The 23,382-nt window shown below is 65.0% G+C and carries 22 protein-coding genes; 12 read left to right on the forward strand and 10 right to left on the reverse strand.

Annotated features, from left to right (window positions below):
* Nucleotides 1-40 precede the first annotated feature (40 nt).
* Complete coding sequence (locus ASC75_RS21260) at nt 41-1,261, reverse strand: urate hydroxylase PuuD (RefSeq protein WP_055979975.1); 1,221 nt, start codon at nt 1,259-1,261, stop codon at nt 41-43.
* 147 nt (nt 1,262-1,408) lie between these two features.
* On the opposite strand from ASC75_RS21260, the gene ASC75_RS21265 reads away from it, so the two are divergent.
* A complete protein-coding gene (locus tag ASC75_RS21265) occupies nt 1,409-2,329 on the forward strand; it encodes a LysR family transcriptional regulator (RefSeq protein ID WP_055979979.1) in 921 nt (306 codons plus the stop codon).
* A 17-nt stretch (nt 2,330-2,346) separates the two neighbouring features.
* On the opposite strand, the gene ASC75_RS21270 is transcribed toward ASC75_RS21265, so the two are convergent.
* Both ASC75_RS21270 and ASC75_RS21275 read right to left on the reverse strand, forming a co-directional pair.
* A complete protein-coding gene (locus ASC75_RS21270) occupies nt 2,347-3,543 on the reverse strand; it encodes a serine hydrolase domain-containing protein (protein WP_055979982.1) in 1,197 nt (398 codons plus the stop codon).
* 161 nt (nt 3,544-3,704) lie between these two features.
* Nucleotides 3,705-4,175, reverse strand: a complete 471-nt coding sequence (locus ASC75_RS21275; RefSeq protein ID WP_055979984.1) for an SRPBCC family protein — start codon at nt 4,173-4,175, stop codon at nt 3,705-3,707.
* 113 nt (nt 4,176-4,288) lie between these two features.
* Between ASC75_RS21275 and ASC75_RS21280 the strand changes: the two genes are divergently transcribed.
* Complete coding sequence (locus tag ASC75_RS21280; protein ID WP_055979986.1) at nt 4,289-4,804, forward strand: helix-turn-helix domain-containing protein; 516 nt, start codon at nt 4,289-4,291, stop codon at nt 4,802-4,804.
* 106 nt (nt 4,805-4,910) lie between these two features.
* A complete protein-coding gene (gene dps / locus ASC75_RS21285; RefSeq protein WP_055979988.1) occupies nt 4,911-5,399 on the forward strand; it encodes a DNA starvation/stationary phase protection protein Dps in 489 nt (162 codons plus the stop codon).
* A 15-nt stretch (nt 5,400-5,414) separates the two neighbouring features.
* Here the strand turns inward: dps and xdhC are convergent, their stop codons facing one another.
* Genes xdhC through uraH form a run of 4 tightly spaced genes read right to left on the reverse strand, consistent with a single transcriptional unit; the run spans nt 5,415 to nt 10,580 of the window.
* Nucleotides 5,415-6,371, reverse strand: a complete 957-nt coding sequence (xdhC, locus tag ASC75_RS21290) for a xanthine dehydrogenase accessory protein XdhC (RefSeq protein WP_055979991.1) — start codon at nt 6,369-6,371, stop codon at nt 5,415-5,417.
* Nucleotides 6,368-8,728 carry a xanthine dehydrogenase molybdopterin binding subunit gene (gene xdhB, locus ASC75_RS21295; RefSeq protein WP_055979994.1) on the reverse strand — a complete coding sequence of 787 codons (2,361 nt, stop codon included), beginning with the start codon at nt 8,726-8,728 and terminating at the stop codon, nt 6,368-6,370. Before xdhB ends, xdhC begins: the two co-directional genes overlap by 4 nt.
* A 1-nt stretch (nt 8,729) precedes the next feature.
* On the reverse strand, nt 8,730-10,211 hold the full coding sequence (gene xdhA / locus ASC75_RS21300) for a xanthine dehydrogenase small subunit (protein ID WP_055980006.1): 1,482 nt from the start codon (nt 10,209-10,211) through the stop codon (nt 8,730-8,732).
* Nucleotides 10,212-10,214: 3 nt separating this feature from the next.
* Nucleotides 10,215-10,580 carry a hydroxyisourate hydrolase gene (uraH, locus tag ASC75_RS21305; protein ID WP_055980009.1) on the reverse strand — a complete coding sequence of 122 codons (366 nt, stop codon included), beginning with the start codon at nt 10,578-10,580 and terminating at the stop codon, nt 10,215-10,217.
* 179 nt (nt 10,581-10,759) lie between these two features.
* Between uraH and puuE the strand changes: the two genes are divergently transcribed.
* From puuE to ASC75_RS21325, 4 genes are read left to right on the forward strand one after another with little or no spacing between them, the layout of a single operon-like run.
* Nucleotides 10,760-12,193 (forward strand): allantoinase PuuE, encoded by a 1,434-nt coding sequence (gene puuE, locus ASC75_RS21310; protein ID WP_055980011.1) that lies wholly within the window; start codon nt 10,760-10,762, stop codon nt 12,191-12,193.
* Between the two features lie 5 nt (nt 12,194-12,198).
* Nucleotides 12,199-13,044 carry a bifunctional allantoicase/(S)-ureidoglycine aminohydrolase gene (locus tag ASC75_RS21315; RefSeq protein WP_055980014.1) on the forward strand — a complete coding sequence of 282 codons (846 nt, stop codon included), beginning with the start codon at nt 12,199-12,201 and terminating at the stop codon, nt 13,042-13,044.
* 22 nt (nt 13,045-13,066) lie between these two features.
* Complete coding sequence (locus tag ASC75_RS21320) at nt 13,067-13,567, forward strand: ureidoglycolate lyase (RefSeq protein ID WP_055980318.1); 501 nt, start codon at nt 13,067-13,069, stop codon at nt 13,565-13,567.
* A 4-nt stretch (nt 13,568-13,571) separates the two neighbouring features.
* The gene (locus ASC75_RS21325; protein WP_055980017.1) at nt 13,572-14,165 is read left to right on the forward strand and encodes a nucleoside deaminase; all 594 of its coding nucleotides are present in this window, start codon (nt 13,572-13,574) and stop codon (nt 14,163-14,165) included.
* Between the two features lies 1 nt (nt 14,166).
* On the opposite strand, the gene ASC75_RS21330 is transcribed toward ASC75_RS21325, so the two are convergent.
* Together ASC75_RS21330 and ASC75_RS21335 are read right to left on the reverse strand one after the other, a co-directional pair.
* A complete protein-coding gene (locus tag ASC75_RS21330; RefSeq protein WP_055980020.1) occupies nt 14,167-14,448 on the reverse strand; it encodes a type II toxin-antitoxin system RelE/ParE family toxin in 282 nt (93 codons plus the stop codon).
* Complete coding sequence (locus tag ASC75_RS21335; protein WP_055980024.1) at nt 14,438-14,686, reverse strand: type II toxin-antitoxin system Phd/YefM family antitoxin; 249 nt, start codon at nt 14,684-14,686, stop codon at nt 14,438-14,440. Before ASC75_RS21335 ends, ASC75_RS21330 begins: the two co-directional genes overlap by 11 nt.
* Before the next feature lie 147 nt (nt 14,687-14,833).
* Here ASC75_RS21335 and ASC75_RS21340 point away from each other — a divergent pair, with 147 nt between their 5' ends.
* From ASC75_RS21340 to ASC75_RS21360, 5 genes are all read left to right on the forward strand, one after another.
* Nucleotides 14,834-16,834: a CocE/NonD family hydrolase gene (locus ASC75_RS21340; protein WP_055980027.1), complete on the forward strand. Its 2,001-nt coding sequence runs from the start codon at nt 14,834-14,836 to the stop codon at nt 16,832-16,834.
* Between the two features lie 142 nt (nt 16,835-16,976).
* Nucleotides 16,977-18,560, forward strand: a complete 1,584-nt coding sequence (locus ASC75_RS21345; protein WP_055980030.1) for an ABC transporter substrate-binding protein — start codon at nt 16,977-16,979, stop codon at nt 18,558-18,560.
* Nucleotides 18,561-18,576: 16 nt separating this feature from the next.
* A complete protein-coding gene (locus ASC75_RS21350; protein WP_055980034.1) occupies nt 18,577-19,536 on the forward strand; it encodes an ABC transporter permease in 960 nt (319 codons plus the stop codon).
* Nucleotides 19,537-19,546: 10 nt separating this feature from the next.
* The gene (locus ASC75_RS21355) at nt 19,547-20,377 is read left to right on the forward strand and encodes an ABC transporter permease (protein ID WP_055980037.1); all 831 of its coding nucleotides are present in this window, start codon (nt 19,547-19,549) and stop codon (nt 20,375-20,377) included.
* Nucleotides 20,370-22,028, forward strand: a complete 1,659-nt coding sequence (locus tag ASC75_RS21360) for an ABC transporter ATP-binding protein (protein ID WP_055980039.1) — start codon at nt 20,370-20,372, stop codon at nt 22,026-22,028. Before ASC75_RS21355 ends, ASC75_RS21360 begins: the two co-directional genes overlap by 8 nt.
* Before the next feature lie 267 nt (nt 22,029-22,295).
* Here ASC75_RS21360 and ASC75_RS21365 read toward each other — a convergent pair whose 3' ends face one another.
* Nucleotides 22,296-23,237, reverse strand: a complete 942-nt coding sequence (locus ASC75_RS21365) for an alpha/beta hydrolase (RefSeq protein ID WP_055980042.1) — start codon at nt 23,235-23,237, stop codon at nt 22,296-22,298.
* Nucleotides 23,238-23,382 lie beyond the last annotated feature (145 nt).

Here is a 23,382-nt window from a genome sequence, read left to right on the forward strand (position 1 = left end):
GTGCTCTTGCCCGCCCCGTTTCAGCATCATGCTGCAGGCGCTACTTCCGTGCCTGCTCGTACCAGGCGACCAGCAACGCCCGCTCTTCCGGCGTTATCTGGGTGACATTGGCCGGCGGCATGGCATGGCTGCGGCCGGCCTGCAGGTAGATCTCGCGGGCGTGCTCGGCGATCGCATTGTCGGTCTCCAGCACGACACCCTTGGGCGCATAATAGACACCTTCGTAGGACGGCTCGTTGGCATGACACATGGCGCAGCGGCCAAGCACGGTGTCGCGCACCTTCTCGAACTGTGCCGCGGCGATGTAGGGCTGGGTCGTGACCGAGGCGTTCTTGTCCTCGCCGGTCAGCACCTTCGGCACGGTCGACAGCCACATGATGACGATGAACAGCAGCGCGGCGGCGAGCCAGGTCCAGTGCGGATTGCCTTCGCGCTTGTGGATCGTGTTGAAGTAGTGGCGGATCAGCACGCCGATGATGAAGATCAGCGCGGCGATGACCCAGTTGAACTCGGTGCCGAACGCCAGCGGATAGTGGTTCGACAGCATCAGGAACACGACCGGCAGGGTCAGGTAGTTGTTGTGCGTCGAGCGTGTCTTGGCGATCTTGCCGTATTTCGGATCGGGCTTGCGGCCGGCGATGAGATTGGCGACGACGATCTTCTGGTTCGGGATGATGGTCATGAAGACGTTCGCCGACATGATCGTCGCCGTGAAGGCGCCAAGGTGCAGGAAGGCGGCGCGACCGGTGAATAACTGCGTGTAGCCCCAGCTCATGAACACCACGATGACATAGAGGATGATCATCAGCAGCGTGTCGTGGTCGCCGAGCTTTGACTTGCACAGCTGGTCGTAGATCACCCAGCCGATGCCGATCGAGGCGAGCGAAATGGCGATCGCCACCGGCGCCGAGACGTCGAGCACATTGCGGTCGATGAGGAACAGTTCGGCGCCGCCGTAATAGACCAGGCTGAGCAGCGCGAAGCCCGACAGCCAGGTGGCATAGGATTCCCACTTGAACCAGGTCAGGTGCTCCGGCATCTGCGCCGGCGCCACCAGGTATTTCTGGATGTGGTAGAAGCCGCCGCCATGGACCTGCCATTCTTCGCCATGGGCGCCGGCAGGCAGTCCATCATGCTTCCTCAGCCCGAGGTCGAGGGCGATGAAGTAGAAGGACGAGCCGATCCACGCCATCGCGGTGATGACATGCAGCCACCGCACGGCGAAGCTTGCCCAGTCCATGAAAAACGCCAAGTCGTACATCCGCCGTCCCTTTTCCGCAGCAGCAGCAATCTTACGATGCCCGATGCATGTGGGAAGTGAAAGGATTCGCGATGACTTTCAAAAAAATCTGGAAAATACTAGCGTAGCGCGGCGCGGCAAAAGCCGGCTATGGAACCTCGGCATCGCATGGCATATCTCGACAACATCGCCGTTTTCGTTCGCGTCGTGGAACTCGGCAATCTCTCTGCCGCGGGCCGCGACATGCGCATTTCGCCTGCCGTCGCCTCCAACAGAATCAAGGAGTTGGAGAAGCATCTCGGCGTGCGCCTGTTCAACCGCACGACGCGCCAGCTGATGCCGACCGAGCATGGCAACGTCTTCTACGCCGGTGCCAAGCAGGTGCTGGAGGCGATCACCGAGGCCGAGGCCGCGGTCTCGGCGCTCTCCGGCCAGCCCCGCGGCACCATCCGCGTCACCGCCCCGCTCGGCCTCGGCCGCCGGCTGCTGGCTTCGGGCATTCCCGAATTCCATGACAAATACCCCGACATCGAGGTCCGGCTGCGCCTGTCCGACCACAATGTCGACATCCTCAAGGAAGGCATCGACGTCGCCTTCCGGCTCGGTGTCATCGAGGATTCGAGCCTCAGGATGCGCGGCATCATGGAATGCGAGCGCGTGCTGGTCGCCGCGCCGAAATATCTCGAAAAGCGTGGCGAACCCGAGAGCGCCAACGACCTGATCGGCAGGAAGCATGACTGCCTGATGCTGCGCTATCCCGGCTCGCGCGAATTCTACTGGATGCTGGAGACGCCGGCCGGGCCGACCAAGTTCGAGGTCCACGGGCCGTTCGATTCCGACGACGGCGACGTGCTGACCGGCTGGGCACTGGCCGGACGCGGCATCATCAACAAGCCGCGCTTCGAGGTCGAACCCTTCATCCGCGACGGGCGGCTGCAGGTGATCCTGCCGCAGACACCGCCGACGCCGGTGCAGTTCGCCGCGGTCTACCCGCACAAGAAGCTGCAGGACCCAAAGGTCCGGCTGCTGCTCGACTTCATGGCCGACCGCTGCCACAAGCTGATCAAGGAAATCCTGGCCGGCAAGTAGTCCGCTCGCACCAGCTCCTAGACGATGGCTTGGTAGGCCGAAGTCCAGAAGTCGGTGTAATGCGCCGGCGCCTGCGGCGAATCCATCAGCCGCTGGGACAACAGGATACCGGCAAGGTCGTTTTCGGGATCGGCATATCCAGAGGTGCCGTAACCGCCATCCCAGCCGAAGCGGCCGGGCACCTGCCAGAGATTGTCGCGCTTGAGTGCCACCGACATGCCGAAGCCCCAGCCCGAATTGCCGTTGAAGAACATCGGCGCGCTCGCCTTCTGCTCCTCTGTAAGCTGGTCCGTCGTCATCAACTCGACCGAGGCGCGCGACAGGATGCGCTCGCTGCCGAGCCTGCCCTTGCCGAGCAGCATCCGCTGGAAGGCAAGATAGTCGTCGGCCGTCGACACCAGACCGCCGCCGCCGGCTTCGAAGCTCGGCGACGAGGCGAACAATCCGCCTTTCGCCTCGTCGTAGACGCCGAGCTTGCCGGTCTGGAAATCCCTGGAATAGGCGGTCGCGAGCCGGCCGACCTTGTCTGCTGGCACATGGAAGCCGGTGTCCTTCATGCCGAGCGGGCCGAAGATGCGCTCCTGCATGAAGACAGACAGCGGCTGGCCGGCAGCACGCGCGATCAGCGCGCCGGCGACATCGAGGCCGGTATGGTAGAGCCAGCCCTCGCCCGGCTGATGGGCGAGCGGCAGGGAGCCGACAGCCTGCATGAAGGCGTCTGCCGAGCCACGGAACAGGTCGGCGCTCGGCACGATGCCAGCCTCCGCCATCGCATGCTGCACCGGATAAGCGAAGGGATAGACCATGATCGCGCCGAGCCCGAAACGCAGGGTCAGCAGGTCGCGCAAGGTGATCGCCCGACTGGCGGGAGCCGTGTCGGTGAGCTGAGCGTCGACGGACTTGAGAACCTTGCGGTTGGCAAGTTCGGGCAGCCATTTGTCGACCGGATCGTCGAGCCGGAGCCGCGACTCCTCGACGAGTATCATCGCCGCGACTGCCGTAACCGGTTTGGTCAGCGAGGCGATGCGGAAGATGCTGTCGCGCCGCATCGGCACCGAACCGTTCAGCGCGAGAGTGCCTACGGCCTCGACATGGGTCTCGCCGCCGCGACTGACGGCCCAGACGAGCCCCGGCAACGCGCCGCGCTCGACATGGCCGGCCATCACCTTGCGCATCCGCTCAAGCCGGTCGGGTATGAAATTGTCGGTGCTCATCGTCGTGCTCCCTGGCCTTGAACCCGTTTCCGTTCGCCCTGCTGCGCCGCTGCCCCTGCCGGGGCAAGCACGGCTGCAAGCACTGCGCCCTTCATGACTGTACGGCGATCCATTCCCGAGATCGTGCCCATTCGAGCGTCCTCCGCGCCGGCGGCAGCCCGTCAGCCCGCCGTCTCGTCCAGATGCCTGGCCAGCGCTTCGAGCAGTTCGGCCCAGCCCGCCTTGCGGTCGGCCGTCTGGGCCTCGGCGTTGTCGCTGTCGAGATAGGCCGCCTGCTCCGCATAGACCAGGCGCGTGCCCTTGCCTTCCGCCACGAATTCGATGGTTGCCAGCGAGGCGGAGAACGGCTTGCCCTCCGTCGCCATGACATAGGCGAAGACAATTCGCTTGTCGGGGACGATGTCGAGATAGGTCGTGTCGTTGGAATACGAGGCCCCGCCCCCGAAGCGGAAGCTGCTGCGCTCGGAGCCGCCGGGCCTGAAGTCGGCTGCGAATTCGTCTACCTGCCAGCCCTCGCCCTCGACGAACCAGCGGCGCTTGCGCTCGGCCTGCGAGAATGCCGAAAACAGCTCCGCCGGTGCCACCGGGTAGATGCGGTCGCTGCTGAAGGTCGAATGCGATGTGCCTGACATGTCGTTCCTCCTCCGTGGGTATGGCAACCAGATTTAAAACCAGTTGCATTTACTAACCAGTTGCAGGCTAGCGCAACTGATTTTATGTTGCAACCAGTTTTTGGAGACACGGCATGAACCAGCATCAACGGTCGGGCTGCCCGATCAACCTCACCCTCGAGGTGGTCGGCGACAAATGGAGCCTGATCGTCCTGCGCGACATGATGTTCGGCAACCGCCGGCATTTTCGCGAACTGCTGACGAACTCCGAGGAAGGCATCGCCTCCAACATCCTCGCCGACCGGCTGAAGCGGCTTGTCGAGGACGGCCTGATCACCAAGGCCGACGATCCCAGCCACAAGCAGAAGGCGATCTATTCGCTGACGGAGATGGCGATCGAGTTGCTGCCGGTTTTCGCCAGTATCGGCGCCTGGGGCCGCAAGTGGCTGCCGGTCAGCGAGGAACTCAGCATCCGCGCCGAGCTTCTGGAAAAGGGCGGCCCCGAGATGTGGCAGCGCTTCATGGAGGAGTTGCGTGCCTCCCATCTCGGCGAACCGCTGTCGGACGCCGCGCAAAAGCGCCTGTCGGTGCGTGAGCAATTGCAGGCCGCCTATCTCGAAGTCGTCGCTCGCAACGCCGCCGCTCGCTGATTTTCGACTGGTCCAGCCCGGAACCGAACCGTCATGTGGCTGTTGTAGGCTGCGTGTGCCTTCCGGCCCGGCCGGGCGGTACGACCCGAGGATCAAGGAGCAGCCGATGATTTCCCACCCGACACGCAACGACCTCAAGTCCAATGCCAAGAAGGTCTCGATCGAACTGCTCAACTCCAGGCTGGCCGATGCCATCGACCTTGCCCTGCTGACCAAGCAGGCGCACTGGAACGTCAAGGGACCGCATTTCATCGCCATCCATGAAATGCTCGACGGCTTCCGCAAGGAACTGGATGTTCATGTCGACACCATCGCCGAGCGCGCGGCACAGCTCGGCGGCGCGGCCCTGGGCACAACGCAGGTCGTTGCCGAGACGAGCAAGCTGAAGCCCTATCCGACCGACATCTCGAAGACCAAGGATCACATCGCCGCGCTGATCGACCGCTATGCCGATGCGGCGAAGAGCGTCCGCGCTGCCATCGACGAGGCCGACGAAGCCGGCGATGCCGACACCACGGACATCTTCACCGCCTATTCGCGCGCCCTCGACAAGTCGCTGTGGTTCCTCGAGGCCCACATCCAGGAAAGCGAATAGCTCAGGGCGTTTCGTTCAGGCTGGCCTGTTCGCAAGGGCAGTCATGATCTCGGCTGCGGCAAGGGCGGCGATGACTGCGGGTCGCTTGTCCTTCACCGCATCGCCGCCGATCGGGCAGACCAGCCGCGCAAACTGCGCCTCGCTGCCGCCGGCGGTCTTGAGGAACCAGCTCTTGAACGTCGCCTTCTTGGTCTTCGAGCCGATCATGCCGACATAGCCGGTGTCGTCGCGCTTCAGCGCCTCGGCGACGATCAGGAAGTCGAGCGCGTGGTCGTGGGTCAGCACGACGTAAGCCGAACCTCCCGGCGCCTCGCGCACCATCTCCTCCGGTACCGGGGTCAGCCTGGTGTCGATCTCCCCGGGCATGCCGTCGAGCGCATCGGCGCGAGTCTCGACGACAACGACGTTCAGCGGCAGCAACGCGAAGGCCGATGCCAGCGCATGTCCGACATGGCCGCCGCCGAAGACCAGCACCTGCGGCAGGGCCGCGTCCGACGCCTCGGCCGATGCCACCAGGTCGGCCGCCATCGCCGCGTCGACAGGGCGGATGGCAACCTCGACCCGCCCGCCGCAGCACTGGCCGATCTCGGGGCCGAGCGGAATGTCGAGGGTGAGGTTTTCCCTCCCCCTCAAGGGGAGGACGGCGGCGAAGCCGTCGGGTGGGGTCGTTGCGGCCGGGCTCAACGCTCCTTGGGCACTTCGTCCTGAGGTTACCCCCTCTGCCGTCCGCTTTGCGGGCATCTCCCCCTCGAGGGGGGAGAGCACCGGCGCAGACAGCATCGCGCGCGCCGCGTCGATTGCCATGAATTCCAGTTGCCCGCCGCCGATGGTGCCGAAGATGCGCTCGGGCGACACCAGCATCCACGCGCCCTTTTCGCGCGGGGTCGAGCCCTTGGCCTCGGCCACCTCGACCAGCGCCGCCGAGGACGCCGTGTCGAGGAATGCGCGCAGGCTCCTGGCGGTCTTGCTCACTTGGCCTGGGCCGCCTCGGCCCGGAGGCGTTCGATCGCCATCAGCACCCGCTCCGGCGTAGCCGGCGCGTCGAGGCGCGGGCAGACCTTGTGGTCGGCGACGCTGGCGACCGCATCCGAAAGCGCCTGCAGCACCGAGATGCCGAGCGGCAGCGGCGGCTCGCCGACGGCCTTCGAACGGTGGATGGTCGGCTCGTAGGCCTCGGACCAGTCGGTCAGTGCCACGTTGAAGATCTTCGGCCGGTCGGAAGCCAGCGGGATCTTGTAGGTCGACGGCGCATGCGTGCGCAACCGGCCCTTGCCATCCCACCACAGCTCTTCCGTAGTCAGCCAGCCCGTGCCCTGGACGAAGCCGCCCTCGACCTGGCCGATGTCGATGGCCCGGTTCAGCGAGCGGCCGGTGTCGTGCAGGATATCGGCCCGCTCGATGACGTATTCGCCGGTCAGCGTGTCGATCGACACCTCCGAGCAGGCCGCGCCATAGGAGTAGTAATAGAAGGCGTGGCCCCTGCCCTTGCTCCGGTCCCAGTGGATCTTCGGCGTTTTGTAGTGGCCGGCGGCCGACAACTGGATACGGTTGAGATAGGCCTGCTTGACCATGTCGTTGAACGAAATCTCCTGGTTGCCGACGCGCACCCTGTTGGGCAGGAACACCACCTGGTCGCCCGGCACCTGGTACTTCTCGGCGGCGAAGTCGGTCAGCCGCTTGCGGATCTGCCGCGCCGCGTCCTGTGCCGCCATGCCGTTGAGGTCGGCGCCCGAGGACGCCGCCGTCGGCGCTGTGTTGGGCACCTTGGCCGTGGTCGTCGCCGTGATCTTCACCCGGTCGAGGTCGATCTGGAACTCTTCCGCCACCACCTGCGCCACCTTGAGATGCAGGCCCTGGCCCATCTCGGTGCCGCCATGGTTCATGTGCACCGAGCCGTCGGCATAGACATGCACCAGCGCGCCGGCCTGGTTGGACTCGGTCTTGGTGAAGGAAATGCCGAACTTGACCGGCGTCAGCGAAAGTCCGCGCTTGACGAAGCGGCTGTTGGCGTTGAACGCCGCGATCTCGCGCCGGCGGCGCGCATAGGACGCGCTCTCCTCCAGTTCCGCCACGATGCGGTGGATGATGTTGTCCTCGACCTTTTGGTGATAGGGCGTCAGGTTGCGTTCGCCGGCAACGCCGATGGCGTCGTAGAAGTTCAGCTTGCGGATCTCGAGCGGATCCTTGCCGAGCGCAAACGCCACCTCCTCGATGACGCGCTCGGCGCCGACCATGCCCTGCGGCCCGCCGAAGCCACGGAACGCCGTGTTCGACACCGTGTTGGTGTAGAGCGGCGCCGACTTCGCATGCACGTTCGGATAGAAATAGGCGTTGTCGCAATGGAACAGCGCCCGGTCGCCCACCGGCCCCGACAGATCGGCCGAAAAGCCGGCATTGAGCGCGAACATGTAGTCGACGCCGAGGATGTTGCCCGCGTCGTCGAAGCCGACATCGTAGTCGATGGCGAAGTCGTGGCGCTTGCCGGTGGCGGTCATGTCCTCGTCGCGATCGAGGCGGACCTTCACAGCGCGCTTGTGCTTCTTGGCCGCGATGGCGGCAATCGCCGCGCACTGGTTGGCCTGCGTTTCCTTGCCGCCGAAGCCTCCGCCCATGCGCCGCACCTCGACCGTCACCGCGTGGCTCGGCACGCCGAGCACATGCGAAACGAGGTGCTGGGTCTCGCTCGGCCCTTGCGTCGAGCAATAGACGATGACCTCGTCGTCCTCGCCGGGCACCGCCAGCGAAACTTGGCCTTCGAGATAGAAATGGTCCTGGCCGCCGAGCTTCATCCGCCCCTTCACCCGGCGCGGAGCCGCGGCTATTGCCGCCGCAGCATCGCCTCGGCTGAGCGTCAGCGGCGACGTCACCTGCTTGTCCGTCTCCGGGTCGAGGTCCCAGATGCTGATGACGGCCGGCAGCTCGTCATATTCGATCTTGGCCAGGCGCGCGGCGCGGCGGGCCTGCTCGCGGGTATTGGCCACGACGGCGAAGATCGGCTGGCCGTGGAACTCCACCTTGCCCTCGGCGAGGACCGGGTCGTCATGCATGCCGCTCGGCGAAATGTCGTTTTCGCCCGGCACGTCGGCATGGGTCAGCACGTCGACGACGCCGGGTGCGGCACGGACGGCGGACAGGTCGACCGACTTCAACGTGCCATGGGTGACGTTGGACAGGCCGAGGCCGACATGCAGCGTGCCAGCAGGTTCCGGCATGTCGTCGATATAGACGGCCTCGCCGGCAACGTGCTTGTGCGCGGAATCGTGGCGCTGGTCGGTGTGCACGCCACCGGTGATCTTCGCCGCCTTGAGGTTAGGTTGGTGCTGGGTCATGTCACGCAGCCTCGTATCGCGACACCGTGAACGGTGCCTTGGTGCCGGTGGTTTCCGTGTAGAAACGCAGCAGCAGGTTTTTCGCTGCCAGCGCGCGGTATTCGGCGGTGGCGCGCATGTCGGTCAGAGGGGTGAAGTCCTCGGCATATCTTGCCATTGCCGCCTCCACCGTAGCCTCGCTCCAGGGCTGGCCGACAAGGGCCTTTTCCACCGCGCTGGCACGCTTCGGCGTCGCCGCCATGCCGCCATAGGCGATGCGCACACCCGCCACCGTGCCATCCTTGGCGACCTTCAGCCAGAAGGCGCCGAGCGTGGCGGTGATGTCCTCGTCGCGACGCTTGGTGACCTTGTAGACGGCGAAGTGATCGCCCTTGTCAGGCACCGGCACATGGACCGCCTCGACGAATTCGCCGGGCGCACGGTCCTGCTTGCCATAGGCGATGAAGAAATCCTCGAGCGATATGGTCCGCCGCGCCTTGCCCTTGCGCAGCGTGAGCCGCGCCCCGAGCGCGATCAGCGGCGGCGGTGTATCGCCGATGGGCGAGCCATTGGCGATGTTGCCGCCAATGGTGCCCATGTTGCGCACCTGCTGGCCGCCGATGCGGTCGATCAACGGCCCGAGAGCCGGAATGCGCTTCGACAGCATCTCGAATGCCTCGGTGTAGGTGACGCCGGCACCGATCGAGATGACGCCCTTGTCTTCGTCGAGCACATGCAGGCCGTCGATGTTGGCGATGAACACGGCCGGCGAGATGTTGCGCATGTGTTTGGTGACCCACAGGCCGACATCGGTCGAGCCGGCAACCACGGTTGCGGTCGGTTCTGCCTCGAGCACGTCGGCCAGGTCATCTACTGTGGCCGGGATGACGAAGCGGTCCTTGCCCTCGCCGACCTCGACGCGAGTGCCGTCCTTGAAGGCTTCGAGGCGGGCGGTGATCGCCTTGCGCTCGACCAGCAGCGGATCCTTGGCCACCTTGCCGTAGTCGGAGATGGCGCGCGCCGCGCGCATGATCGCCTCGTAGCCGGTGCAGCGGCACAGATTGCCCTGCAGCGCTTTCTCGATCGCCTCGTCCGACGGTTCGGGCGAACCCATCCACAGGCCATAGAGCGACATCACGAAGCCCGGCGTGCAGAAGCCGCATTGCGAGCCATGGAAGTCGACCATCGCCTGCTGCACCGGGTGCAGCTTGCCGGCCTCCCCGGCCAGATGCTCGACGGTGACGACATGGCAGCCGTCGAGCGACGCCACGAAGCGAATGCAGGCGTTGACGCTTTCATAGACCAGCTTGCCGGCGGAAAGCCGGCCGACGAGCACGGTGCAGGCTCCGCAGTCGCCTTCGGCGCAACCTTCCTTGGTGCCGCGCAACGTCCGGCGCAGGCGCAAATAGTCGAGCAGCGTCTCGTCGGGCGCGACCTCCGACAGCCTCACGTCCTCGCCGTTGAGGATGAAGCGGATATGGTTGCGTGTCTTGACCGTCGCCATGGCTCAGCTGCCCCTGTAGGTGGAATAGCTGTAAGGAGAGATCAACAGCGGCACATGATAGTGCGTCCGCTCGGCCATGCCAAAGCGGATCGGCACGATGTCGAGGAAAGCCGGCTTCGCCAGCTCTGTGCCCCGGCGGCGGAGATAGTCGCCGGCCGCGAAGACGAGTTCGTATTCGCCGGTCAGGAATTCATCGCCGGTGAGCAGCGGCGCGTCGCAGCGGCCGTCGGAATTGGTCACGACCTTCTTCAGCAGCGTCCGCACATCGCCCTCGATACGGAACAGCGAAATCGACAGCCCCTCGGCAGGCTTGCCGGATGCAGTGTCAAGGACATGGGTGGTAAGGCGTCCGCCTTCGGCCTTTGTCATTCGCTCTCCCTACTGGCGACATGCGCCATCATCTTGGATTTTGCGCCATTTAAGGCCATTGCATAAGGTGCGGTCGAGAACACCGCTACAAAAAGACTTTCAAAATTTTTCGAGGGAATGTCTGCCGCTCCTTTCGCTATCCTGCTCAAGTGGCAGTAATCGACCGCTTTCGAGGGATCATGCGTTACGTAAGAGACATGCGCGGCTATGGCGCGAACCCACCAGACCCGAAATGGCCGGGCGGCGCCAACGTCTGCGTTCAATTCGTGGTCAACTACGAAGAGGGCGGCGAAAACAACGTCCTGCACGGCGATGCCGCTTCGGAAGCCTTCCTGTCCGAGGTCGTGGGCGCGGCCCCATGGCCGGGCAAGCGTCACTGGAACATGGAATCGATCTACGAATACGGCGCCCGCGCCGGCTTCTGGCGGCTCCACCGCATGTTCACCGAAGCCAATGCGCCGGTGACCGTCTATGGCGTCGCCTCGGCCCTCGCCCGCTCACCCGACCATGTCGCGGCGATGCAGGACGCCGGCTGGGAAGTCGCCTCGCACGGCCTGCGCTGGATCGACTACCGCGACCACGCGGAAGCTGACGAACGCGCTGACCTTGTCGAAGCGATCCGCCTGCACACCGAAGTCGTCGGCGAGCGCCCCACCGGCCTCTATCTCGGCCGCACCTCGGTCTATTCGGTGCGCCTCGCGGCGGCCGAAGGCGGTTTCGACTGGATCTCCGACACCTATGACGACGAGTTGCCCTACTGGCTCGACCATGACGGCCACGGCAACGCGATACCACCGCAACTGGTCATCCCCTACACGCTCGACGCCAACGACATGCGTTTTGCGACCGCCCAAGGGTTCAACTCGGGCGACCAGTTCTACGCCTATCTCAAGGACAGCTTCGACACGCTCTACCGCGAGGGTGCTGCCGGCCGGCCGCGCATGATGAGCATCGGCCTGCACTGCCGCCTCGTCGGCCGCCCCGGCCGCGCCGAGGCGCTGCGCCGCTTCATCGAATATGTCCAGGGCCACGACAAGGTCTGGATCGCCCGCCGCGCTGACATCGCCAGGCACTGGCGCGACAACCATCCATACCAGCCGCAGGCGCTGCGCCCCTCGCGCATGGAGCGCCAGGAGTTCGTCCAGCGCTTCGGCTCGATCTTCGAGCATTCGCCGTGGATCGCCGAACGCGCCTTCGAATTCGAGCTCGGACCGGCGCATGACAGCGCCGGCGGCCTGCACAACGCGCTGTGCCGCGCCTTCCGCTCGGCCAGCGAAACAGAGCGGCTCGGCGTGCTGACCGCCCACCCCGACCTCGCCGGCAAGCTGGCCCAGGCCAAGCGCCTGACCGAAGAGTCGACCAGGGAACAGGCCTCTGCCGGCCTCGACGCGCTGACCGACGCCGAGCGCGCCCGCTTCACCGAGCTCAATGCCACCTATGTCGAGAAATTCGGCTTCCCCTTCATCATCGCCGTGCGCGACAATGACAAGGCAAGCATCTTCAAGGCATTCGAGACCCGCATCGCCAACAGCCGCGACCAGGAATTCGCCACCGCCTGCAAGCAGGTGGAACGCATCGCCTGGTATCGCCTCAACGACCTCCTGCCCCGTTAAGAACAATGACAAAACGCTCCTACTACGCGCCGAAAGGCGGCCTGCCTCCCCAGACGGACCTGATCACCGATCGCGCCGTCTTCACCGAAGCCTATGCGGTGATTCCGAAGCGCGAGTTCTCGGACATCGTCACCAGCTTCCTGCCGCACTGGGACAAGACGCGGCTGTGGGTCATCGCCCGCCCGCTGTCGGGCTTCGCCGAGACCTTCTCGCAATACATCATGGAAGTGCAGCCGGGCGGCGGCAGCGAGCGGCCTGAGCCGGACGCCGGCGCCGAAGGCGTGTTCTTCGTCGTCGAAGGCGAAGTGACCGTGACGATCGCCGGCAAGAGCCATGTGCTGACCCCGGGCGGCTATGCCTACCTGCCGCCGGCCAGCGGCTGGACGATGCGCAATGCAGGCTCGGAGACCGCGCGTTTCCACTGGGTCCGCAAGGCCTATGAATATGTCGACGGCCTCGACGCGCCCGATCCGCTGTTCCTCAACGACAACGACATCGAGCCGAACGCGATGCCGGACACGGACGGCAGGTGGGCGACCACCCGCTTCGTCGACCCCAACGACCTGCGCCACGACATGCATGTCACCGTCGTCACCTTCGAGCCCGGCGGCATCATCCCGTTCCCGGAAACCCATGTCATGGAGCACGGCCTCTACGTGCTCGAAGGCAAGGCGGTCTACCGGCTGAACAACGACTGGGTCGAGGTCGAGGCCGGCGACTTCATGTGGTTGCGCGCCTTCTGCCCGCAGGCCTGCTACGCCGGCGGTCCCGGCAAGTTCCGCTACCTGCTCTACAAGGACGTCAACCGCCACATGCAGCTCGGCGCCTTCAACGCCACGCACCGTCGCTGAGGACAAGCCCATGTCGGGTGAAATGAAACGGATCGTCGCCAGGCCCCTGACGCGCGAGAACTTCGCCGAATTCGGCGAGGTGATCGACACCAACTGCGACACCCACTACCCGATCAACGCAGGCAAATGCGAGCGCTACCATGCGCTCGCCCGCGCCGAGGCGGCAGGCCCCGACGGCCACGTCATCATCAACATCTTCAAGGGCACGCCCTATCCGTTCCCGCTGAAGCTCTCGATGGTCGAGCGCCACCCCTTCGGCAGCCAGGCCTTCATTCCGCTGTCGCCGCGGCCCTATCTCGTCGTCGTCTGCCACGACATCGGCGATGGACCGGGCGAGCCGCACGCCTTCGTCACCGCGCCCGGCCAGGGCGTCAACTATCCACGCAATCTCTGGCACGGCGTGCTGACGCCTATCGGCGAGGACCAGGATTTCGTCGTCGTCGACCGTGGCGGCACCGGCCCCAATCTCGAAGAATTCCACTTCTCGCACCCATACGAAATCGTCCTCCCGGAAGGCTGCTGAGCGAATGGCCGAACTCTCCCTTATCGAACGCCTGTTCGACGTCATCGAACACGACATCGTGCCCAAGACGGCCGAAGGCGTGACCAGGGGCAACAAGCTGTTCGGCGCGGCGCTGCTCGCCAAAGACGATCGCTCGCTGGTGCTGGCCGAGACCAACAACGAGCTCGAAAACCCGCTCTGGCATGGCGAGATGCATTGCCTGAAGCGCTTCTACGAGATGCCCAAGGCAACCCGTGCGGATACGAAGGACCTGATCTTCCTGTCGACCCATGAGCCTTGCTCGCTGTGCCTGTCGGCCATCACCTGGGCCGGCTTCGACAATTTCTACTATCTCTTCAGCCACGAGGATTCGCGCGACAGCTTCGCCATTCCCCACGACCTCAAGATCCTGAAAGAGGTCTTCACGCTGGAACCGGGCGGCTACAACGCCGAGAACGCCTACTGGAAGAGCTTTTCCCTGCGCAAGCTGGTGCGCGACCTGCCCGAAGCCGACCGCAAGCGGTTGGAAGAGCGCGTGGCGAAAATCTCCAAGCTCTACGACGACATGTCGGGGACCTATCAGGCCAGCAAGGGCGACAACGACATCCCGTTGAACTAGTTCAGCGCCTAGCCGCCTTGGCATAGACCTCAAGGCGGTCCCGCCGGCCCACGGCGATGACCAATATCACCAGCCGGCCGTCCTCTACCTCATAGACGAGGCGATAGCCGGCACTGCGCAGCTTGATCTTGTAGCGATCCTTGGCGCCGTGCAGCTTGGCTGAGGGAACGCGCGGCGTGTCGCAACGCTCCTTCAGCTTCTTACGGAACTGCTCGCGCGTGTTGGCGTCGAGCGCTTTCCATTCCTTCAGTGCAGTTTCGAGGAACTCGACCTCATAAGGCATCGAGATCGACCCGAATGCGCTTTTCGCCCTTGCGGGCGTCGGCAAGCGCATTGAGTTCGATATCCTCCAGCCGTTCCATCATCGCCTCGAAAGCCTTGGCCGGCACGCAATAGAATGCCGGTTCGTTGCGGTTGAGGATAGCGACAGGGAACCCTTCGCCTGCGGCCACGGTACCCATCGGGTTCTTCTTCAGCTCCGAGACGCTGGCTGTCACTTCGGCAAGAACGGTATTCGGCATTTTCCCGACCTCGTTTCAAGAACTATAAATAGTACCTTTAACAGGTCTTTTCAATCCGCTGTGCCCAGAGCCCGTCGATGACGTTTCCACGCTAGCCAGCGGCGGCACCGGCGTGCACAAATAGCGAAGCACAAGACTGGAATGCCAATGAAAACCGTCACCGAGTTTCCGCGCGACATCGTCGAGTTTCCCGACATGGGCATCGTCATGCCCGACGGCACGCGGCTGTCGGCGCGGGTGTGGATGCCGGCTGACGCCGACCAGAACCCGGTGCCGGCCATCCTCGAGCACCTGCCCTACCGCAAGCGCGACGGCACCACGACGCGCGACTGCCTGACCCATCCCTATTTCGCCGGCCACGGCTATGCCTCGATCCGCGTCGACATGCGCGGCAACGGCGATTCCGAGGGCCTGATGGCGGACGAATACACCGGCCAGGAGTGGCAGGACGCCTGCGACGTCATCGCCTGGGCCGCAGCCCAGCCCTGGTGCAACGGCAAGGTCGGCATGATGGGCATCTCCTGGGGCGGCTTCAACGGCCTCCAAGTCGCGGCCCTCCAGCCCAGGGCGCTGAAAGCGGTCATCACGCTGTGCTCGACCGACGACCGCTATGCCGACGACATCCACTACAAGGGCGGCCTGTTGCTCAACGAAAACATGGGCTGGGGCGCAACCATGCTGTCCTACTCCTCCCGTCCGCCGGATCCGGCACTCGTCGGCGACGCCTGGCGCGACATGTGGCTCGACCGGCTCGAACACGAGCCCTTCCTGCCGGCCGTCTGGCTGAAGCACCAGCGCCGCGATGCCTATTGGAAGCGCGGCTCGGTCAACGAGGATTATTCCGCCATCAAGGCCGCGGTGCTCGCCATCGGCGGCTGGGGCGATTCCTACAAGAACACCGTCGCGCGGCTGGTCGGCAACCTCAAGGCGCCGGTCAAGGGCATTGCCGGACCATGGGTCCACAAGTACCCGCACTTCGCCGTACCCAAGCCGGCCATCGGCTTCCTGCAGGAGGCGCTGCGCTGGTGGGACCATTGGCTCAAGGGCAAGGAAACCGGCGTCGAGGACGACCCGGCAATGCGGCTCTACGTCATGGATTCCGAGCCGCCGCGCGAATGGTATCTCGAACGCCAGGGGCGCTGGATTGCGGAACGGCAATGGCCCTCGCCTGACATCGCCACCCGCACCTTGGCGTTCGGCGCGAACGGCACCCTGGCCGAAAACGCTACGCTCGACCGTCCCGTATCCATCGCCTCGCCCCAGGATTGCGGCATGGATGGCGGCGAATATTGCGCCATCTGGCTCGGGCCGGAACTGCCCGGCGACCAGCGCGCCGACGACGCCAAGTCGGCCTGCTTCGACGGCGCAGTGCTCGACGCCCCGCTCGACATCGTCGGCAGCCCGCTGATCCGCCTGAAGCTTGCCGCCGACCGCAAGCGGGCGATGGTCGCCGTGCGCCTGTGCGACGTCCAGCCGGACGGCGCCTCGACCCGCATCACCTATGGCGTGCTCAATCTCTGCCACCGCAACAGCCACGAATTCCCCCAGGACGTGGTGCCGGGCGAGACGATGGAGATCGCGTTCAAGCTCGATGACATCGCCTACCGCGTCGCGCCAGGCAACCGGCTGCGCGTCTCCGTCTCGTCGACCTACTGGCCGCTCGTCTGGCCGTCGCCGGACGAGGTAACGCTCACGATCCACGGCGGCTCGATCGAGCTGCCGGTGCGCCCCTCGGGCGAAGGCGACGAATGGAGCTTCGAGGAACCGGAGGGTGCTGCGCCCTGGCAGATCGAGACGCTGCGCGAGGACAGCCACATCCGCAAGGTCGAACGCGTGGACGGCAAGGTGACGCTGCGCATCGTCGACGACTTCGGCGAGACCCGCGATCTCGACCATGGTCTGGCGGTCGGCGAGGTCGCTCGGGAGACGTGGACAATCGACCCCGCAGACCCGTTGTCGGCCCATGGCGAGACCCACTGGACGCAGACTTTGTCGAGAAACGACTGGGCTGTCCGAACCGAAGCCTTCACCACGATGCGCTCCGACAGCCAAAACTTCCATCTCACCGGCCGGATCGAGGCCTATGAAGGCGGCAGCTTGGTTTTCGAGCGCGATTTCGCCGAAACCATCGCCCGCGACCACATCTGAAGCGAAAGGCCCTTGTACCAAAAGCGACATGTCGATTGCGCCACATGATGTCGCATTCGGCCTTGCCGATGCCCTTACGTTACGGTCAATATTGCCACCAGAAGTCGAGCAATAACGACCGCCAGAGTGAGGAGCCTTTCCAATGTCGAATGAACTGGAATATCTGAGCCGCCGAGTCGCTGCGGGCAAAATGAACCGCCGTGACTTCCTGGGCCGCGCCGCGGCCCTGGGTGTCGCGGCAACTTTCGCGAATTCGTTGCTGGCCAGCGCCGCCAAGGCCGAGGGCCCCGTCAAGGGCGGCATCCTTCGCGCCGGCATGCAGGGTGGCGCTGCCACCGACAGCCTCGACCCGGCCTCGTGGTCGAGCCAGGTTCCCTATTTCTTCGGCCGCCAGTGGGCCGAGCAGCTGGTGCAGATCTCGCCGGAGGGCGAGCCCAAGCCGGCGCTGGCCGAGGAGTGGGGCGCATCCGACGACGCCAAGTCCTGGACCTTCAAGATCCGCAAGGGCGTGCAGTTCCACAACGGCCAGGAGATGACCCCCGCCGACGTCGTGGCGACCATCGAACGCCATTCCGACGAGAAGGCGAAGTCCGGCGCCCTCGGCCTGATGGGCGGCATCGCCTCGGTCAAGGCCGACGGCCAGAACGTCGTTTTCGAGCTCAAGGAGGCCAACGCCGACCTGCCCTTCCTGCTTGACGACTATCATCTGATGATCCAGCCCAATGGCGGCAAGGACAAGCCCGACGCCGGCATCGGCACCGGGCCCTACAAGATCACGGTCAACGAGGCCGGCGTGCGCCTCGGCGGCGAAAAGTTCGCCAACTACTGGCGTGACGACCGCGGCTTCGCCGACCAGATCGAGATCATCGTCATCAACGACGCCACGGCCCGCACCTCTGCGTTGCAGGGCGGCCAGGTTGACATCATCAACCGCGTCGAGCCGAAGATCGTCGAACTGATCAAGCGCGTTCCCGGTGTCGTCATCCGCAACGTCGCCGGCCGCGGCCACTATGTCTTCATCGCCCACTGCAACACCGCACCCTTCGACAACAACGACCTCAGGCTGGCGCTGAAATACGCGCTCGACCGCGAGGAGATGCTGCAGAAGATCCTGATGGGCTACGGCTCGGTCGGCAACGACACGCCGATCAACAAGGCCTATCCGCTGTTCACCGAGATGGAGCAGCGCAAGTACGATCCGGAAAAGGCAGCCTTCCACTACAAGAAGTCGGGCCATTCCGGCTCGGTGCTGCTGCGCACCTCCGACGTCGCCTTCCCCGGCGCTGTCGACGCTGCCCAGCTCTACCAGCAGAGCGCGGCCAAGGCCGGCATCACGCTCGAGGTCAAGCGCGAGCCGGGCGACGGCTACTGGTCCGAGGTCTGGAACAAGCAGCCCTTCTCGGCATCCTACTGGGGCGGCCGCCCGACCCAGGACCAGATGTATTCGACCGCCTACTATTCCAAGGCCGAATGGAACGACACGCGCTTCCAGCGCGAGGACTTCGACAAGATGCTGTTCACGGCTCGCTCCGAGCTCGACAACGACAAGCGCAAGAAGCTCTACGCCGACATGGGCCAGATCGTGCGCGACGAGGGTGGCGTCATCACCCCGATGTTCAACGACTTCATCGACGCAACCAGCGCCAAGGTCGGCGGCTGGGTCGATGACGGCAACCAGGAAATGATGGGCGGCTACGCGCTGTCGAAGTGCTGGCTGAACGCCTGACAAGGGCGTTGAGCACATGTCCAATCCAATCCTGAAACTGATCGCCCAGCGCATTGCGCTGGGCCTTCTCCTGCTTCTGGCCGTTTCGGTCCTGATCTTCGCCGGCACCCAGATCCTGCCCGGCGATGTCGCCCAATCCATCCTCGGCCAGTCGGCCACGCCCCAGGCGCTTGCCAATCTGCGCGAGGAGCTGGGGCTCAACGACCCCGCCATCGTTCGCTATTTCAGGTGGCTCGGCGGCGTCCTCACCGGCGACCTCGGCACGGCACTGTCGAGCCGGCAGGACATCGCCACCTCGATCGGCGGTCGCCTCTGGAACACCCTGTTCCTCGCCTTCTGGGCAGCCGTCGTTTCCGTCCCGCTGGCGATCGTCCTCGGCCTGCTGGCCGTGCGCTACCGCAATGGCTGGATCGACAAGTCGATCTCCGGCCTGGCGCTGGCATCGACCTCGCTGCCCGAGTTCTTCATCGGCTACCTCCTGGTCTATTTCTTCGCCGTGAAGCTGCAGTGGTTCCCCGGCATCTCCACCGTCTATGACGGCATGCCGTTCCTCGAACGCATGAAGGCGATCGCCCTGCCGGCGACCGCGCTGACGCTGGTGGTGCTGGCCCACATGATGCGCATGACCCGCGCGGCCATCCTCAACGTCATGCAGTCGGCCTATATCGAGACGGCCGAACTCAAGGGGCTGTCGCCCTTCGACATCATCCGCAAGCACGCCTTCCCCAATGCGATCGCGCCGATCATCAACGTCGTCATGCTCAACCTCGCCTTCCTAATCGTCGGCGTGGTCGTGATCGAGGTGATCTTCGTCTATCCAGGCATGGGGCAATATCTGGTCGACCATGTCGCCAAGCGCGACGTGCCGGTGGTCCAGGCCGTGGGGCTGATCTTCGCAGCGGTCTATATCGGCCTCAACATCATCGCCGACATTGCCGCCATCGTCGCCAATCCACGCCTCCGGCATCCGAAGTGAGGGGCGCGCCATGCTTGACCTGAAACGCATCCCCATCGGCGCCTGGATCGGCCTGATCCTGACGACGCTGTTCCTGATCGCGGCGATCTTCGCGCCGCTGATCGCACCATATGGCCTCGGCGAGATCGTTGGCGACGTCTGGGCGCCTGCCTCCGGCCAGTTCCTGCTCGGCACCGACAATCTCGGCCGCGATCTGCTTTCGCGCATGATCTACGGCGCGCGCACGACGATCTTCATCGCTGTCATGGCCACCGCATTGTCGTTTTCGCTCGGCGCGATCCTGGGCTTTACCGCCGCCGTCGTCGGCGGCTGGTTCGATACGGGCATGTCGCGCTTCGTCGATCTCCTGATGGCGATCCCGACGCTGATCTTCGCGCTCGTCGTGCTGTCGGTGCTGCCCTCGACCTTGCTGACCCTGATCCTCGTCATGGGCATCCTCGACGCCACCCGTGTCTACCGCCTGTCGCGAGCGGTCGCCGTTGACATCAACGTCATGGATTTCGTCGAAGCGGCCAAGCTGCGCGGCGAAGGCAAGGGCTGGATCATCTTCCGAGAGATCCTGCCCAACGCGCTGTCGCCGCTGGTCTCCGAACTCGGCCTGCGCTTCATCTATGCCGTGCTGTTCCTGTCGGCGCTGTCCTTCCTCGGCCTCGGCGTCCAGCCGCCGGACGCCGACTGGGGCGGCATGGTCAAGGAAAACAAGGACGGCATCGTCTTCGGCATCCCGGCAGCCCTGATCCCTGCCGCCGCGATCGCAGCCCTTGCGATCTCGGTCAACCTCGTTGCCGACTGGGTGCTCAACCGCACCACCGATCTCAAGGGAGGGCGTGGCAATGGCTAAGGCACCCAGGAACGGCTCCAGCCCGCTGCTCGACATCCGCAACCTCAGGATCGAGGCCAGGGTCTATCCGCCCGGCGAAGCGCCGCGCACCATCACCTTGGTGCACGACGTGTCGCTGTCGCTGGAAAAGGGCAAGGTGCTTGGGCTTATCGGCGAATCCGGCGCCGGCAAGTCGACCATCGGCCTGTCGTCGATGGCCTATGGCCGCGGCGGCGTGAAGATCACCGGCGGCGAGGTCCTGCTCAACGGCCGCGACATCCTGAAGGGCGGCACCCAGGGCGTGCGCGCCCTGCGCGGCCGCGAGGTCTGCTATGTCGCGCAATCGGCGGCAGCCGCCTTCAACCCTGCCCATCGCCTGATGGACCAGGTGGTGGAAGCCTCGATCCTGCATGGCGTGGCGACCCGCGAGGAAGCCGAAAGGCGGGCAGTGGCGCTGTTCAAGAAGCTCAGCCTTCCCGATCCGGAGAAAATCGGCCAGCGCTTCCCGCACCAGGTCTCGGGCGGGCAGTTGCAGCGCGTCATGACCGCCATGGCGCTGTGCTCCGAGCCCGACCTGATCGTCTTCGACGAGCCGACGACCGCTCTCGACGTCACCACCCAGATCGACGTGCTCGCCGCCATCAAGGAAGCGATCCGCGACACCGGCGTCGCCGCCCTCTACATCAGCCACGACCTCGCCGTCGTCGCCCAGGTCTCGGACGAGATCATGGTGCTGCGCCATGGCCGGCTGGTCGAATGGGGCGGCACGCGCCAGATCATCAAGGAGCCTCGGCAGGAATACACCTCGGCGCTGGTCTCGGTGCACGAGATCGAGCACCAGGAGAAGCAGCCGGGCGCGAGCCCGTTCCTCTCGGTCCGCAACATCACTGCCGCCTATGGCGGCGGCAAGATCAAGGTGCTGAAGAACGTCTCGGTCGACATCCTGCCCGGCCAGACGCTTGCCGTGGTCGGCGAGTCCGGTTCCGGCAAGTCGACGCTGGCGCGCGCCATCACCGGCCTGTTGCCGCCCGAAGAGGGCAGCATCACCTTCGCCGGGCGCACGCTGTCCAACCGCCTCGTCGACCGCAGCCGCGACGACCTGCGCGAGTTGCAGATGATCTACCAGATGGCCGACGTGGCGATGAACCCGCGCCAGACCGTCGGCACCATCATCGGCCGCCCGCTCGAGTTCTATTTCGGCATGGGCGGACGTGAGCGCGATGCCAAGGTTGCCGAGCTGCTCGACAAGATCGAGATGGGGCGCGGCTTCATCGACCGCTATCCGGCCGAGCTTTCCGGCGGCCAGAAGCAGCGCGTCTGCATTGCGCGTGCGCTTGCCGCCAAGCCCAGGCTGATCATCTGCGACGAGGTGACGAGCGCGCTTGACCCGCTCGTTGCCAACGGCATTCTCAAGCTGCTGCTCGGGCTCCAGGCCGAGGAAGGCGTCGCCTATTTGTTCATCACCCACGACCTCGCGACGGTGAAGTCAATCGCCGACTCCATCGCCGTCATGTACCGCGGCGAGGTGGTGCGGTACGGGCCGAAGTCGGAGGTGCTGAAACCGCCTTTCGACGCCTACACCGACCTGCTGCTGTCGTCGGTGCCGGAAATGGAGATCGGCTGGCTGGAAAAGGCCATCGGAGGGCGCCGGATGGCAAGCGCGGGGAACTGAGTTCTGGCCTTTGAGTGTGGTGCGGGAGGATATCAACCCCTTATTCCATTCCTTCGCCCCCCTTCTGGCCTGCCGGCCATCTCCCCCACAAGGAGGGAGATCACGCCTTCATCGAGTCGTGGCCAAGCGCCAACGCCGCAAGATATGCCCTCTGCAAAACGAGCAGGTTAGGCACCGCCGGCGGAGCGACTAATCTCCCTCCTTGTGGGGGAGATGGCCGGCAGGCCAGAGGGGGTGCGAAGGGATACGAGTCTCTTGGTTAGCGCTTCACCAAACCCACTCGCCCCGCCCCAGCACCGCAACCGCATCGACGATGCGCGTGAAGCTGGCGCGTGCCCGCCCGACGCTGTGGCGGGCGCGCAGATAGCCGTGCACCAGCCCCGGCTCCTCGAACCAGAACGCCTTGCCGCCGGCGGCGACAATGCCTTCGCCGTAGGCCTCGCCATCTGACGACAGCGGGTCGCATTCGGCCGTGATGATCACGGTCGGCGGCAGGTTGGCGAAATCGGCGTCGGCCAGCGGCGACAACGTGATGTCGCCGGTACGGTCCTCGCCGCCGGTGCGGATGTCCTTGTAGAATTCGAGGCCTCGGATCGTCAGCATCGGCGCCTCGGCGTGGCGGACATAGGAACCGCGCGTGCGGTCGCCGCCTAGGCCGGGATAGACCAAGAGCTGCCCGGCCGGATGCCGCTTGTGCCCCCGCGTCGCATGGCTGACCGCAGCCGCGATGTTGCCGCCGGCGCTGTCACCGGCGAGCACGATGGGCTGACTGTACTTGCCTGTCGCCCATTCGAATGCCGCCATGGAGTCGTCGAAGGCGGCGGGATGCCTGTGTTCGGGCGCCAGCCTGTAGTCGACCGAAACGACCTCGTAGCCGGTGCGCCCGCACAGCTCGGCGCAGACGTCGTCATGGCTGTCGAGCCCGCCAAGGATGAAGCCGCCGCCATGAAAATAGAGCACCACCGCCTCCGAAGACTGTCCGGCCATCCGATAGATGCGGATCGCCACGTCGCGCCCCGAAGCCGCGATTGCCGTCGTCTCGGCCGAAACGCCCGCGGGATAGCCGGCGAAGAACTCCCGGCACATGCGGTCATAGATCTCGCGCTGCTGGGCGATCGTGTAGTCGATGGTATCGGGCGGATAATAGGAACTGGTCCGCTCGATGAAGGCCCAGGTCTCGGCGTCGATGAGTTTGGTGTAGTCGGTCATTGGCTCTCCCTTACCCTCCCCCTTGTGGGGAGGGTCGATCCGCGCAGCGGAGCGGGGTGGGGGTCCTCAAGCTCACACCTAGCCACCCCCACCCCGACCTGCGGTCGGACCCTCCCCACAGGGGGGGAGGGTAAGTGCCCGGCCA

It is taken from the genome of Aminobacter sp. DSM 101952 (assembly GCF_001424795.1).
GTDB classification, from domain to species: domain Bacteria; phylum Pseudomonadota; class Alphaproteobacteria; order Rhizobiales; family Rhizobiaceae; genus Aminobacter; species Aminobacter aganoensis.